Here is a 13,792-nt window from a genome sequence, read left to right on the forward strand (position 1 = left end):
CAATCCCAGATCGACGAAGGCACCCGACCAGGCACAACCAGCGATGAATCGGCGGAGCTGAAGCGGCTGCGGCGGGAGAACGCCGAGCTGCGCCGGGCGAATGAGATCCTGAAGGCCGCCTCGGCTTTCTTCGCGGCCGAGCTCGACCGGCCACACACGCACTCGTGACCTTCATCGACGAACACCGTGAGCTGTTCGGTGTCGAGCCGATCTGTCGTGTGCTGAGCGAGCACGGCCTGTCGATCTCTCCCAGCACCTACTACGCCGCCAAGACCCGGCCACCCTCGGCACGGACGATCCGCGATGCCGAGCTGGACGAGCACATCCAGCGGATCCACACCGCCAACTACGGCGTCTACGGCGTCCGCAAGGTCTGGCGGCAACTGCTGCGCGAGGGCCACCAGGTGGCCCGGTGCACCGTCGAGCGGCGGATGCGTGCCCTGGGCCTGCAAGGGGCCCGCCGCGGCAAGAAGATCCGCACCACCACCTCCGACCCTGAACATCAGCGGGCCACCGACCTGGTGAAACGGGACTTCACCGCATCCGGGCCCAATGCCGTGTGGGTCGCGGACTTCACCTACGTTCCCGCCTGGTGCGGCATCGTCTACGTCGCCTTCGTCGTGGACGTGTACTCCCGGGCGATCGTCGGCTGGTCAGCCTCGATGTCCAAGCGCGCCGGCCTGGTGCTGGATGCCCTGGACATGGCGTTGTGGCGGCGTGACCGCTCCGGACGCCCCGCCGGTCCCGGCCTCATCCATCACTCGGATGCCGGCAGTCAATACACCTGTTTCCGCTTCACCACCCACCTGATGACCGCCGGTATCGACGCCTCGATCGGCACGGTGGGCGATGCGCTGGACAACGCGCTGATGGAATCGCAGATCGGCCTGTACAAGACTGAACTGATCAAACCTCGCGGGCCGTGGCGCAGCCTGGCCGAGGTGGAACTCGCCACCGCGGAATGGGTCGAGTGGTTCAACACGACCCGCCTGCACTCGGCTATCGGCAATGTTCCGCCGGAGGAGTACGAAGCCCTCTACTACGCTCAACACCAGTCCAGCGAACCCGTTGGAATCAACCCCTGAGGTCTCCACCGAAGCCGGGGCGGTTCAGCATTCATCTCGCTCTCCCAACGCTCGGCCCCCGCGGCTATCCAGCCGTCAACCAGTATCGGAGGAAGGCACTGCCGACCTTGACGACACAGGGTCGGATGATCCCAACATCATCGCGGGTGCCGTCCATCCCCAGAACGTGATACCTCAACCGGGCCCGCTGCAGGGCATCCTGTAGATGCCCCAGGCAGGACGCGAGCGGCGTGCGCGGTGACCGCCGCGCATACGATGGGCCAGGCACGCCATGGTCACGAGCCAACTGCACTGATGGCTGGAGAGCACCACAGCAAACCTTCTTCCGCCTGATCACCCACGATATATTCCTTCAATGTCAGGTCCGGCGAAGGGGCGTGGTTATGCACAGTGGGCGCAGGGCGGCCGGCCGCGACATCCCCCCAATGATGGCCTCCACCAGCTCGGCGCACACCTCCAACCGCGGGTCAGGCACCGGGTCATGTTGTCGGTCATGGGCGAGTAGATCATCGACTTCCAACTGGCGGCAGCGTTTCGTAGTAGCCGGTAGAGCACTTGAGGAACCGAGGCCGCTGCAGAGCCTCGACGTGGACAATCGCGCCTGCGTTGCCTCTTGACACGGCCTTCGGCGCCACCCCACTGTGAACGCAGATGACAGGAAGGCACCCATGTCACGTGAACTTCCGGGGACCTCGAACATTCCACCTCCTCCCCGCCGGCTCCAGCCGAGTGACAGCGTGGCGAGCGACTACACACGGTCCGCCGGAGATGACGACAGGGCGGGCGCGTTCCGCCGCGCCCTCGGTTCTGACCGTACCCGCGAAACCATCCGCGCGCTGGTCAAGGCGGACGGGCAACTGCCCATCGCCGAGTTACAGGTCCAGGCCGGACTGCCGTTCCTGCAGTTCACGTCGGTTCTCGCCGAGCTGACCGAAGAAGGGTTGCTGAAGGTGGACGGTCCTCCCGGGCACGAGACCGTGTCCCTGTACGACAAGGCCTGAGCCTTGGTGATCTCGTTCGTGGCGGCGGGACTCATCGGAGCGCTGGTCGCATTGGCCGAGTTGGTGTCCCGTTACCGGGACGACCCGTGGCGCGCGCTGATCTCGCTGCCCGCCGGCCTCTACGTGGTGGTTAACCTGGCGGGATCCGTCAGCGGCCTTTGGATGATCAAACAGTTCGGCTGGACGTTCGGCGCCGCAGGGGCCGGTTTAGAGTTGACGCAGGTCCTGGTCGCGGGGTTCGGCTCGAGTACGTTGTTCCGCAGTTCGCTGTTCAACGTCACGGTGGGCAACCAGGTCGTCGGGGTCGGGCCGAGTGCCGTGCTCACAGTTCTCCTGTCAGCCGCCGATCGAGCGGTGGATCGAGGCCAGGCGAAGATCCGCTCGGAGCAGGTCCGCAGGATCATGGACAAGTACCCGTTCGAGCGGGGCGCGGACGCGCTGTTCCAGTACAGCATCGCGGCGCTGCAGAATTTCACGCCGACTGAGACCAAGGCGCTTGAAGACAGGATCTCCTCCCTGCGATCGGGCCGCGAATCCACGCTGCCGGACCAGGTGAAGTCCTATCTGCTGGGCCTGGCGCTTCAGACGCTGGTCGGCGAGAAGACGTTGCGTGAGCTGGTGGATTCGCTGCTGCCCGTCATTGAGCAGCCTCCCCCTGCCGAACAGGTGCTGCTTAGCACCCTGGAGGCGGTCGGCAAGTCCGAGCTGCGTTCTCTGCAGGCGCGGTCCGGCCTGCCGCTCTACGAGTTCTCCCGCGTGCTGGACGCGCTCGCCTCGGCGGGCCGGGTATCCATCGACGGCGATCCAGGCGAAGAGACGGTGAGTCTGGCGAACGCCACGGCTTGACGCTCAGCCGAGACCATCGAGAGCCTGGCGTATCCGGTTGGACCAGTATGCGGCCTGTTGCGGGGCCCAGCGCCGGACGTTGCCTTCCAACTTTCGCACGACTTCATGGACGCCGTCGCCATCCCCGTACACCTTCAGGCACCCCGCCAAAGCGATGTGCGCTTCGAACCACCTGTCGCGGTACCTCTGCCCGGCCTCTCGCGCCGCGAGCTGCCCGAAGCTGTCGATGGCCGTCCGGAACCCCCGTACGGCGGTTCTGTCCCGGTGTGCATGCAGCGAAAAGACCCCGAGGCGCAGCCCCATCTCGCCCGCAAGCGCTCCGGTCTCCTCACCAGGATGCGTACGGCTCAGCCATAGCGCACTGCCCAGGAGCGGTTCGAGGAGCCGGGACGCCTCATATGTCCTGCCCGCCTGCCCCAGAGGCCTGGTCTGCTCCATCCTCATCGTGAGGTCGGCGAGCAGCGGGCCGAGGTCGCCCGGTTCGGCGATGAGCAGCGCGCCGAGGTCGGCAATCTGGTCGTCCAGCAGGCGCAGCATCCGAGTGGCGTCGGGAAGCTCGGCAGCGCCGCCGTCACGCGGGGGCACCCATCTCTGCCAGCGCCGGACCATGCCAGGATGGCGCTTGAAGACGCGCATCGGTGCGTCGTCGTCCGGTAGTTCGATTCCGAACGCGCGTGCCTGATGGAAGACGTCGATCGCCGCGTCGAGGCATCCCAGCAGGTGCAGCGCCGACGCACGCGCGTAGGCCAGGCGGAAAGCGTCGAACCGCAGGTCGGACCGGCCTTCGGTGAGGAGTCTGGCATACAGGTCGAGCACCTTCGCGGACTCCTCGGTGAACTCCTCCAGCCGTCCTGTCTCAAACAGGAGGTTGGCCAGCCGATGGCGGGAGCCTGCCAGCGCGGCGGGAGGGCGGTGTCCCATTTCCACCAGAACCTCGGTCTCCGCGGCAGCGTCCGCCAGCGCTCCGAGAGCCTCTTCCAGGTGGCCTGTCTCGGTGAGCACCGAACTCATCGTTTCCAGGGTCAGTGTCCGGATGTCTATGCTCTCGGGCTGCTCGCCCGCCTCCCTGAGCAGGATGAGGGCGGTGGCACACGCCTCATAGGCCGCCCGCAGATCTCCGGCGCGGCGGTGCACGACGGCACGCCCCCGGTAGATCAACGCCTCTTGGACGATGAGATGCTTGGTCCGGAGAGGCCCGAGCTCCGCCAGGTCCCGCGCGGCCTGATCGAGCACGTCAAGCGCGCCGGGCTGCGCGGCCTCCTCCAATGCGATGGCCAGCCCGATCCGGGAACGAACGAGCTGAATGCCCCATTCGCCCATGCCCTCCAGGTTGGCCAGCCGCCGCCACATGTCGACCGCCACGCGGATAAGCTGCAGTGCCTGCTCGGGCCCGTACAGGTTCCGGACGAGTGTGGACTCGAGCTCCAGGCATTCGCTCAGCTCGTCGGCGAGGTCGGCGCGGCCACCCCGTTGAACTACGTCCTGATAGAGCAGCCGCCCGTGCCGGTACGACTCGAGCGACTCCTGTGGCATACCAAGGTGTTCGTAGGCGTATCCAGCCACCACACAGGCCGAGCCGAGCTCGGCCGAGAGGTCATACCGGCCGAACTGTTCGACGACCGAACTGAGGATCTCCACGGCCCGCTTGGCGTGTTCGAGTTTGTCCTCCATGCCGGAGGCGAGCTTTGCACGGTTCGTCAACATGAACGCCCGCAGCACATGGGACCCTTCGGAGCCGGTCTCCTGCCGCGCGTCGTCGAGCAGGTTTAGCAGGCGGTCCGCCTCGGCCCAGAGCGCCGCGGCCTCGTCCGGCGCGCCCGCGCGATCACGCAGGACGGCCATAAGGGCGACCACTTGCGGCTGCCCGCCGAGATTCTCGGCAGCGCGGAATTCGTCCAGTGCTGTCCGCAGGGAGCCGATCACGGCCTGCTCCGCCCCGCCATCGGCGATCACGGCGTTGGCCTGGGCCAAGAGCACCGAACCGCGCAGACTGGCCGCCTTTCTAGAGTCCTCGATGTGCGCCGCATCCCTGATCGCCTCGTCTCCCGCGGCAATGGCATCGTCGTGCCTGCCCTGCTCGCGCAGCGCGGTCGCCATCGTGAGGAGTGTCACGGCTCGCATGGCATGATGCCGGGCCGTGCCGGTGTCCGCCAAGAGGGTGGCAGCGGCTTCGAGATCCCGGATGGCCTTGTCCCCGTCGCCAAGCACCCGTTGTATCTGCGCCTGATTCCACCGGATCCTGGCCAGGCCCTCGATCTGGTCCTCAGTGGTGGGGGCGGTGCTCAACATGTCGGACGCATGCTGGAAGGCGTACAGGTCGGCCAGCGCGTGCGCGGTGAAACCACCTCCTCTGCGTGGCCAGTACTCGACCGCCTCCGCCGGGTCGCGGCCTGCTCTCTCGTAGGCAAAATTCAGGTACCCCCGCGGATCGTCCCATTCGGCGTCCACACCCAACTTGCGGCTACGGGGCGCCGATGAGGACAGGACGGTGAGGCGCTCGGGCGGGGTCAGGTGCGGGGCATCCGGGCGCAGCGCTTCAGCGGCCTCCAACAGCGAGCGCGGGCGATCAGCGGGATCGAGGGCGAAGCACAAACGGAGCATGCGGGCCACATGAGCAGGGATCGGGATCCGGCACTCATGCTGTCCACGCTCAAGGGCGTCGAGGATGTACGGCGCAACCGTGCCTGACGGCCAACGCCGCTCGCCGACGTACATCTCCAGCACTGTGACCGCCCAGCTCCACAGGTCAGCGCCGCGACCAGCCGTACGACCTTCGGCCTGCTCCGGGGAGGCGTAGGCGGAGGTGCGGCCGCTCGGCACCGCAGCGAGAGTGTCCTCCGCCAGCGCAGACCACACGAGGTGTTTGCCCAGCTCGCCCAGGTCGTCTCCGGCGATGTAGTCGACCAGGGCTTCGAGCTGGACGGTCGCTTCGGGCGCCATCTCGTTCCTGGCGGCTAGTCCGAAGTCGGCAAGCTTGGCGGTCCCGTCCGCGTCGAACAGGACGTTCGCCGGCTTCACGTCCAGGTGCAGCATGCCCAGGGCATGGACAGTGTCCAGGCCCCACGCAGTCTGCAGGGCGATCGCCGGAATCTCCGCCGCCCTGAGATCGGCCGCAGCGATGCGGTCGGCCAGAGATCCACCGGGCGCGTACTCGCTGAAAACCGCCACCTCGTCGCCAATGGTTCGCACGAAGCGGCAGGCAGTGATGTGCGGGTGAGCCGGCAGGCTGACCCAGCGCTGAGCCTCGGCGAGCAAGCGGCCCTGCTCGGCCAGATCCGCGCTGGCCAGCCGCTTGACCGCGTACCGCTTACCGGAACGGCGGCCATTGACCAGCACCACTCGGCCGAACCCGCCTCTGCCCAGCTCGCGTTCGACAACGAAGTCACCCGCGACGACTATTCCCGGGGCCCAGTCAGCCATGCCAGGCTCGCAGCAACCCAGCCCGGAGGTCGTCCACCGCGGCGTGCGGCACACCGCCGCTGTCGTCGAGGGCGTGATCGAGAACGCGAACGAGGCCGGCAGGCATGTCTGTGCGACGGTCCGCCACGGAGACGGGCCTCGTCGCGCAGACCGTCAGCCACGGGTCCTTGCCGGGGAGGAAGTCCCGTGGCGTCCTGCCAGTCAGCGCGTAGTAAAGCGTTGCTGCCATGGCCCAGACATCCACGCCCGGCTTGGCGTACTTGTAGTTGAGCACCTGCTCCCTGGGCATGAAAGCCGGGGTGCCCATGGTCGTGCCGGTACGGGTCAGCCCGCTCCAACCGGCGACCTCGAAGGCCTTGGCCAGGCCAAAATCGGCGATCTTCGCGGTGCCGTCCGCGGTCAGCAAGATGTTCTGCGGCTTGATGTCCCGGTGGACGAACCCCATGTCATGTGCGTACTCGAGCCCGTCGAGCAGCGCCAGGAACATTGGAACCGCCTGGTCTGCCGACAGGGGCCCATCGTTGGACAGCACCTCAGCAAGGCTCCCTCGCTCGCACAGCTCCATGGCGATGAACTGGGTACTTGCCGAGTCGCCCACCGCGAGGGTGCGGACGATCTGGGGATGCCGTAGAGCCACGCTCGCGGCCATCTCGCGCCGGAAGAGCGCTGCGGCCGTCGGCTGCGCCTCGGCGAGCTCCGGGCGCATCAGTTTGATCACAGCAGTCGTCCCGCTGTCCAGGCGCGTGGCGGCGTGGACCACACCCATTCCGCCGCGCCCGAGTTCCGCCCCGATGGACCATTCGCTCAACTCATCCACCGGAGTCCCGATATCCATAATCCTGATAGTAAAGGGGGATCGCTCCCAGGGCTGGAGGAGTTCTCACATCGTGATAGCTCCTCCAGCCCTGGGTGTGGACCTGCGCTCTCTGACCACCGGCCTCCACAGCTGCAGGCAACGTTGCTGCAGGCCACTGAAGGATTGATCCCTATTTCGGTCACAAAATAATCTATTTAAGGACACTACTTATAATTCGCCGATTTCGGATTTATTCGATTTGCCGGTAAAGATAGCTAGGGTGAAGAGAGGTGTCTACAGGCGGGGGACGGTCATGGAGCAGAAACCCCCTGGAACGGGGCCGTTGTCGCCGGATTACAGCGGCATTGATCCCGAGCTGATGACCGCGTTCATCACCTCTCTTACGCATGGGCGCGATGTCATCAAAGAAGAGGCGGAAGCGATCCGCCGCTTGTTGCTCAGCGTCAACATGCCGACCATGGACCTGCAGCAATTCGGGCCCATCTTGGGATGGATCGAGACGGAGTTGCCGAAGCTCCGTAGACGCAATCAGACGATCCAGTCCTCAAACAATATTCAGTGGATACCAGGCGTCCCGACTGGTCTAGTTCCTATCAACGAAAAGGCGCTGTTGTCCCAAGCTGATGCGCAACGGCAGGGACAGGCGCTGGCGGAACGCTTCGCCAACACCTTCGCCGGCGATTGGGGGTGGCCCGGCGGCAAATACAACGACGGCGAACTCGCCGATCTGGTGGCGGAGTTGGCCGCGCATCGAAATGATGCGGATTTCACCGCTGCCTTCTTCGCCGCGCTCGGTGCCGAGAAGACTCTTGCGATCCCCGCCAAGCTCAGGTCGGGCATGAAAGATCCCAAGGACGCGATCGACACGGTGAGCCATGCCTTCGGCACAGCGGTCCGGCACGGAGCCCACGTTCCAGGTTTCGCCGAAACCCGATACGAGATAGTGACCGGGAAGAATCCTGGGCCTTTATTCCAGACGCAGAGCTACCACATTGGGCACGGCAGCGCCGCGACATCAGACTTCGCGGAGCTCCGCGACAGTGGAGAAGTCACTCCTGCGGGCGGAAATCAGGCTCTAGGTGATCTGCTCCGAGCTGGCGAATTTCCAGCCGCATGGCTCTCGGCAGTAGTGAGCCTGAATGCGCTGAACAGCAAGAGCACAGTGAACGATGAAGGCTTGGCCGGATACCTGTACGCCTTGGGGAACAATCCCAAAGCCGCGAGGATGGCCATCTCCACCGCGACCAAGAAGTACGGATCTCTGTCCGAAGCACTCCGCAGGCTGAACGAGAGGGCGAAGGTCAAGCAGTCTTACGACTGGCAGGCGGATCTGCAGGAGAAAGAGAATTCACGCGCCGATGCTTTCGGCCGGATGCTGGCCGCCGCGTCCGGCGCCTACGACGAGAAGGACGGGGCGCACTCCAAGGAGGCCGCCCAGCTCGCCTTCAATTTGATGACGACGCTACCCTCTCTGAAGATTGCCGAGCCTACCCGGGTACATCTGGCCGAGATCGCCGGTTCGTATGCCACAGAGATCGTCGAAGGCGCGAATCTGGGCGACGCCAATCGAACCCAGGACAGCGCGTTCGGGAACGTCAAAACAATCATCCCCGGGCTGAAACCGGCATTCCGTCTTAGCCCGAAAGACACCTACGAGTTCGTCAAAATTTTCGCGGACTCCCAGAAGAACATCAAACCGTTCGAAGAAGGAATTGGCAATCTCGCCGACAAGCTCATAAACATGGCCGCCGCAAAGGATGACGGAAAGGGGATCGAGTATCTCGGGCGGGCGATGAGGGCATTCGGATATGTTGCAAGGCTGCAGTTCGCGGCCGAGAGTGAAGTTCAGGGAAATCTCGATGCGCTGGACCAGCAGCGGATCAAGGTAAAAATGTTCGCGGTCGGCCTGGCTCTCGGCATCGGAGGCCTTGCTGTACCCGGCATGGGAGGACAGGTGTTATGGCTGGGAATCTCCACCCTCACCCCGCCAGGCGTGGAGTCTTTGATAGAAATCGACAAGACCCGCATGGACGCATTGGAAGACAAGATATATGCGGCTTCTCTCGCCAGGGAAAGCTGGATGGTGAACATGCTCATGGCTCATGGTTTCAAAGCCAAGGTGCCGCCGAATGACGCAAGCTTCTCCACTCCGCCAATCACCGGAGACGACGGAAACCTTCTTTCCTTGGATAAGATAGCCGAAGACAAAGGCGCCTTCATGAACTTCAACAACTGGTTGATCGCAAACGGATCCGGCGGAGTACACAAAGAAGAGCTCGGCGAGGCTTACGAATGGCTTAAAACTATCTTCAATGGAGCAAGGACCGGCACCAAAATGTCGAATCAGTCATGGTATGAATGATCAAGAAATCATCATTTCAACGCCAGGCATTCAGTCTCACCTCGTGCCTCCATCCTCCCTTCACCGGGAGATGAGAGGGTGATCCGGGTCCGATATTCCTTACTCACAGCCTTCTGCTCGGTCAGATTCACAGCCACATCGATCAGTTCGTATTTGGCCACGCTGTCCAGCGCACCAACTAACGCAAGGGTTATTATCTCGGAATCTTTGGCACCGATTCCAGCCCTTGCCTGGGCGGCGTAGGTGCGCTTGTATTTCCCATTTCCGCAGGGGATGTCCTTCCCTCCCGGATCTGTGATCTTCATATCTGCGGCCATCGCAATCTTCAGAGTCCGGTCGATATGGCTCTTGAGGGTCGCTCCGGCCTGGGCCGCGGTCGGCGGCGGAGGGGCACTATCCCCACATCCGGACAGCACAAAAATAGCGACCACGGCAATCGAGATGCTCTGCCAGCCACAATGCGCCATTCCGCCCTCCGGAAATCCGGCCAACACGTCAGGACCATACTGTCCGAGTAACCGGCGTATCGTACGTCTGTTCCGCAGAAACAAAAAGAGAAGAAGACGCCTGCATATCCGTGATGTCCGAGCTACCGAAGACGTTGAGCAGGCCATTCACATATTGAGCGCCCAGGAGAGGGCACGCGCTCGTCCTTCCTGTGCATGAACGTGCTCGGCCCCTGGCTGCCCCACCTGCCCATGAGCATCAGCTGGTGTCTCGATGAATCATCGCTCCGCGTGAAGGAACGGCGCCAGGCGTGTGACGAGATCGTGGTCAGCTCCGTCGATCTCGATGCGGCAGGTGGACGCCTCACCGGACGCGGTCAGCACGTACGCGGCTGTGCCAACGTACCAGCGAACGGCCAGCCGCCGCCCTTCGTCCACGACGTGCGCGGCGGGGATGAGGCGGCGCAGGCGGCCGGCGAATCGGGCCCGCTGAGCATCCGCTACCGCAGCCTCGGTCATGCGTTCCCGGACGATGGCGAGATCGCGTTCGTACGTGGGGAGCAGTCGCCGCCTGATGTCCGCAGCGATCCGCTCCGGGCCGCGTGCGACGGCGGCGGTGATCTCGTGACGGGGCAGGCCGTATCCGGCGTTTCCGTCCGGGTATCCCGCGATGATCTTCACACGTTCCGGGCGCTTCCACACCCGATAAGCGACCAGGCATGCGCCATCCGGACGGACCAGATGCACCGGCCGATCTTCAGCGATCTCGGCGGTGAAGCCGTCCAGCACGAGCGCGAGCTTGGTCGCGAACTCCTTGATCTCCTGCCTGTTCACCGTGCACGTCCTTTCTTCGAATCGGTGTCTGTCAGGAGAGCGGCCAGGCGGCCAGGAAGGAAAGCGGCCTCGTTCCCGCGTTGGGCACTCGCGCGGCACGCAGCTCCCCGGCCTGTCGGGTGCGCGGGCCGGGGAGGTCCTGAAAAGCGAAAACCCCTCGCCGTCAGGGGCGAAGGGCAGGGTCTGTTCCTGTTTCTGGCGGTCAGGAGAAGCGCTCGTGTATGGCGTAGGCGAGGCGTTCGGTCAACTCGCGATCGGCCATCCTGATCTCGATCGAGGTGCTGGCGCCCTCGCCGTACACCGCGAACGATCCGGAGACCGAGCCGCGCCGCCATCGCACGAGCACGCAGGCATGCTCGACCTACCCGACTACGCCCGGAAGTGGGAGCTCAAGAACCCAGTAGACCGTACGGCCATCGCTGGCTGCGATCGTGAAATCGGGCAGGACGACACGTCCGTCGGCACCGGTGAAAGGCTCCTCGTATTGCCAGTGACCTGGGGCGAGTTGTCGAGGAGACCAGCGATGATGACCTCGTTCTTCGACGCCATCGGAAGCACCGCTGCCGCGACACCGTCTGGGACGAAGACGCCCGTCAGGCCTACACGGGGAACGGCCCGCAGGTCATGGCCACCCTACGCAATCTCGTTCCGCCGCCATGTCACGGCGTCACCTCCTCCTCCTGTCCTGCTGGGCGCACGAAAGATCGAGGCTAAGTGGTCCGCTTCGTAAATCCTTCGGGGGTTATGCGGCTGGATCGAGTACGGCAGGCTGATGGTCGCAGTCATCGTGCTGCTGGAGGTTGGACTCTTTCTGTTCGTGTCGCTCGATCCGGGCCATCAGGTCCTCGAGGTCGGCCGGGGTGAACTTCCATCTGAAGGGCCAGGCGGTCGCGTTGCAGCGACGCTCGAAGGCGATCAGCCGGTTTTCGACCTGGTCAAGGCTGGTGAAGTCGTTGGGTGAGACAACCTTGCGCTGCACGATGGAGAAGAAGATCTCCACTTGGTTCAGCCACGAGGCATGCACGGGCGTGTGCACCATGACCGCGTTGGGGAAGCGTTTGGTCAGCCGGTCGGCGGCGGCCTTGCCCCGGTGGGAGGAGCCGTTGTCGACGACCCAGAACACGCGCTTGGCGGAGGCGTAGGGTTCTTGCGTCATGACCTGCTCGACCAGGGTCATGAACGGCACGATGCCGGTCTTGGCCGAGCAGTGCCCGAACACGTGAGCGCGGTGGCCGTCGTAGGCGGCCAGGTAGGCCAGTGCGCCGCCGCGCTTGTATTCGTGGTTGACCCGCATCATCCGAGCAGCTCTGGGCGCAAGGGTGGGGTGGCAGCGGCAGCGGGCCTGGATGGAGGTTCTCTCGTCACTGGAGATCACGTACTCGTCATCGCCGAGGGGGACACCGTTCCAGATGCGGGCGTACAGGTCCAGCACAGAAGTGGCTTTGGTGGCGAAGTGCGGGTCGCGGACGAAGACCCAGGACTGGTACTGCCAGGGTTTGAGCGCGTCGGCGGCCAGGATCCGCCGGACGTTGGAGGCGGAGATCGCCGGGGCGATGCCCCGGCTGACGGTCTCGGTGGCCAGGTCCGGGCAGCTCCAGCGGGACAGCGGCACTCCGGTCTCGGCGGGGAGTTGGCAGGCCAGTGCCTTGATCTCGGCCACTTGGAGCGGGGTGAACGTGGGCGGGCGTCCAGAGCGGCGTCGGTCGGCCAGCCCTGCCATGCCCTCGTCGGCGTAGCGACCGCGCCACAGGCGGACGGTGTCAACACTCACGCCTGTACGCCGGGCGATATGGGCGTTGGAGTAGCCGTGTGCTGCGTCGAGCACGATGCGGACGCGGATACCTCGCTGGTAAGGGGCGGTGTGGGAGTAGGCCAGCTGCTTGAGGCGACGCCGTTCGGCGGTGGTCAAGACGATCTGGCGTGCGCGGGGGGCGGGCACGGGCAGGCGCAGCACTTTCCATAGAGATCTGCCAAGTGACCCGCCGACAATGCCCTGAAATGCGCCGGGTGTAGGCGTACGACACGCCGAATCGGCATGATGACCTCCATGCCCGCGATCCCCGAGTCGACCAGGACCTCCCTGGCCCAGCGGCTTCGTGCCCACGCCAAGGACGCCTGGCCCCAGCTGACCACCGTCCATGTGCGCTACCGCGCGTCCTTCGGCTACGTCGAAGGGGAGTTGGCCGACGGTGAGATGCTGCCGCTGATGAGGTTGCGCTACGGCGGTTCAGCTCACCGCTGGGGCCTTGCCATCTATTCGGCCGGAGACGGCTATGAGGACCAGATCTGGTTCACCGGCAGCCCGGAAGAGTCCCTCGACCTCGTCTGCGACATCTACGTCACGAACGCCTGACCGCTGATCCAGCCGCGCACAGGATCAGCTTTTAGGTCCACCCCCGAGGGACTTCCGGCGCCGACCACTAAGCCACGTAAAAGATCTCAATCACGCGACACAGTTACGGGACCCCGGTTTCATTGCAGAGTTTCATCGGTTTCAGTTCCTGAGCCTGGATGCACCGAGCCGATTCTGACCTTATTGCCGTGAAATGAGAGAAGGTGCCCTCCGACCTGGGATGATGGGAGTTCTTCACGCTTCCGTCACCCAAACCGAGAGGACACCTCTCACGTGCAATTGTTCCACGCTCCCGGCAAGACCCATGCGAGCTTCGATGACGAGCACCTCGTCGCCTACGCCGGGCTGGAGCCGGTCATGCGGCTGGCCGAGCGCTGCGACCTGGGCGGACTCATCGACGAGCACGTCGCAATCGCCGACCGGCTCGGCGTCAACGCAGCAGCGAAAATCAGCTCGATCGTGGCCGGGATGGCCGCCGGGGCCGACTCCATCGCCGATCTGGACGCGTTACGGCACGGTGGCATGGACAAGCTGTTTGACGGTATCCGCGCCCCGTCCACCCTCGGCTCGTTCCTGCGCAGCCTGAAGTGGGGAAACGTCCGCCAGATCGAGAAGGTCTCCCGGATGC

At 64.5% G+C, this 13,792-nt stretch carries 10 protein-coding genes and 2 pseudogenes; 6 read left to right on the forward strand and 6 right to left on the reverse strand.

What is annotated here, in order from left to right; all coding sequences use genetic code 11:
• The 3 genes and pseudogenes from AWQ71_RS39650 to AWQ71_RS39660 all read left to right on the forward strand — a co-directional run.
• A pseudogene (locus tag AWQ71_RS39650) lies at window positions 1–1,085 on the forward strand (IS3 family transposase); the annotation flags it as partial.
• 668 nt (window positions 1,086–1,753) lie between these two features.
• Window positions 1,754–2,086 carry a hypothetical protein gene (locus AWQ71_RS39655; RefSeq protein ID WP_157570896.1) on the forward strand — a complete coding sequence of 111 codons (333 nt, stop codon included), beginning with the start codon at window positions 1,754–1,756 and terminating at the stop codon, window positions 2,084–2,086.
• Window positions 2,087–2,092: 6 nt separating this feature from the next.
• The gene (locus tag AWQ71_RS39660) at window positions 2,093–2,932 is read left to right on the forward strand and encodes a hypothetical protein (protein WP_157570897.1); all 840 of its coding nucleotides are present in this window, start codon (window positions 2,093–2,095) and stop codon (window positions 2,930–2,932) included.
• A 3-nt stretch (window positions 2,933–2,935) separates the two neighbouring features.
• On the opposite strand, the gene AWQ71_RS39665 is transcribed toward AWQ71_RS39660, so the two are convergent.
• Together AWQ71_RS39665 and AWQ71_RS39670 are read right to left on the reverse strand one after the other, a co-directional pair.
• The gene (locus tag AWQ71_RS39665; protein WP_067144344.1) at window positions 2,936–6,352 is read right to left on the reverse strand and encodes a serine/threonine-protein kinase; all 3,417 of its coding nucleotides are present in this window, start codon (window positions 6,350–6,352) and stop codon (window positions 2,936–2,938) included.
• The gene (locus AWQ71_RS39670; RefSeq protein WP_067144346.1) at window positions 6,345–7,187 is read right to left on the reverse strand and encodes a serine/threonine-protein kinase; all 843 of its coding nucleotides are present in this window, start codon (window positions 7,185–7,187) and stop codon (window positions 6,345–6,347) included. The genes AWQ71_RS39665 and AWQ71_RS39670 overlap by 8 nt, the downstream gene beginning before the upstream one ends.
• A 274-nt stretch (window positions 7,188–7,461) precedes the next feature.
• Here AWQ71_RS39670 and AWQ71_RS39675 point away from each other — a divergent pair, with 274 nt between their 5' ends.
• Complete coding sequence (locus AWQ71_RS39675; protein WP_157570898.1) at window positions 7,462–9,531, forward strand: DUF6571 family protein; 2,070 nt, start codon at window positions 7,462–7,464, stop codon at window positions 9,529–9,531.
• Window positions 9,532–9,542: 11 nt separating this feature from the next.
• Here AWQ71_RS39675 and AWQ71_RS42480 read toward each other — a convergent pair whose 3' ends face one another.
• The 4 genes from AWQ71_RS42480 to AWQ71_RS39685 all read right to left on the reverse strand — a co-directional run bounded on the left by AWQ71_RS42480 (window position 9,543) and on the right by AWQ71_RS39685 (window position 12,765).
• Window positions 9,543–10,025, reverse strand: coding sequence for a hypothetical protein (locus AWQ71_RS42480; RefSeq protein ID WP_157570899.1), 483 nt, complete (start codon window positions 10,023–10,025; stop codon window positions 9,543–9,545).
• Between the two features lie 231 nt (window positions 10,026–10,256).
• Complete coding sequence (locus AWQ71_RS39680) at window positions 10,257–10,811, reverse strand: hypothetical protein (protein ID WP_067144350.1); 555 nt, start codon at window positions 10,809–10,811, stop codon at window positions 10,257–10,259.
• A gap of 202 nt (window positions 10,812–11,013) precedes the next feature.
• Window positions 11,014–11,157, reverse strand: coding sequence for a hypothetical protein (locus tag AWQ71_RS42485; protein ID WP_157570900.1), 144 nt, complete (start codon window positions 11,155–11,157; stop codon window positions 11,014–11,016).
• Between the two features lie 396 nt (window positions 11,158–11,553).
• Window positions 11,554–12,765, reverse strand: coding sequence for an IS630 family transposase (locus tag AWQ71_RS39685; protein WP_218002167.1), 1,212 nt, complete (start codon window positions 12,763–12,765; stop codon window positions 11,554–11,556).
• Window positions 12,766–12,858: 93 nt separating this feature from the next.
• On the opposite strand from AWQ71_RS39685, the gene AWQ71_RS39690 reads away from it, so the two are divergent.
• Both AWQ71_RS39690 and AWQ71_RS39695 read left to right on the forward strand, forming a co-directional pair.
• Window positions 12,859–13,164: a hypothetical protein gene (locus AWQ71_RS39690; RefSeq protein ID WP_067144354.1), complete on the forward strand. Its 306-nt coding sequence runs from the start codon at window positions 12,859–12,861 to the stop codon at window positions 13,162–13,164.
• Between the two features lie 273 nt (window positions 13,165–13,437).
• A pseudogene (locus tag AWQ71_RS39695) lies at window positions 13,438–13,792 on the forward strand (IS1380 family transposase); the annotation flags it as partial.

Source organism: Microtetraspora malaysiensis (assembly GCF_001528665.1).
GTDB lineage: Bacteria > Actinomycetota > Actinomycetes > Streptosporangiales > Streptosporangiaceae > Microtetraspora_A > Microtetraspora_A malaysiensis.

Excerpts from the sequence above, each read along its gene's own strand:
- AWQ71_RS39665 (WP_067144344.1), bottom strand. The coding sequence starts at position 6,352 with ATGGCTGACTGGGCCCCGGGAATAGTCGTCGCGGGTGACTTCGTTGTC.
- AWQ71_RS39655 (WP_157570896.1), top strand. The coding sequence starts at position 1,754 with ATGTCACGTGAACTTCCGGGGACCTCGAACATTCCACCTCCTCCCCGC.
- AWQ71_RS39670 (WP_067144346.1), bottom strand. The coding sequence starts at position 7,187 with ATGGATATCGGGACTCCGGTGGATGAGTTGAGCGAATGGTCCATCGGG.
- AWQ71_RS39690 (WP_067144354.1), top strand. The coding sequence starts at position 12,859 with ATGCCCGCGATCCCCGAGTCGACCAGGACCTCCCTGGCCCAGCGGCTT.
- AWQ71_RS39675 (WP_157570898.1), top strand. The coding sequence starts at position 7,462 with ATGGAGCAGAAACCCCCTGGAACGGGGCCGTTGTCGCCGGATTACAGC.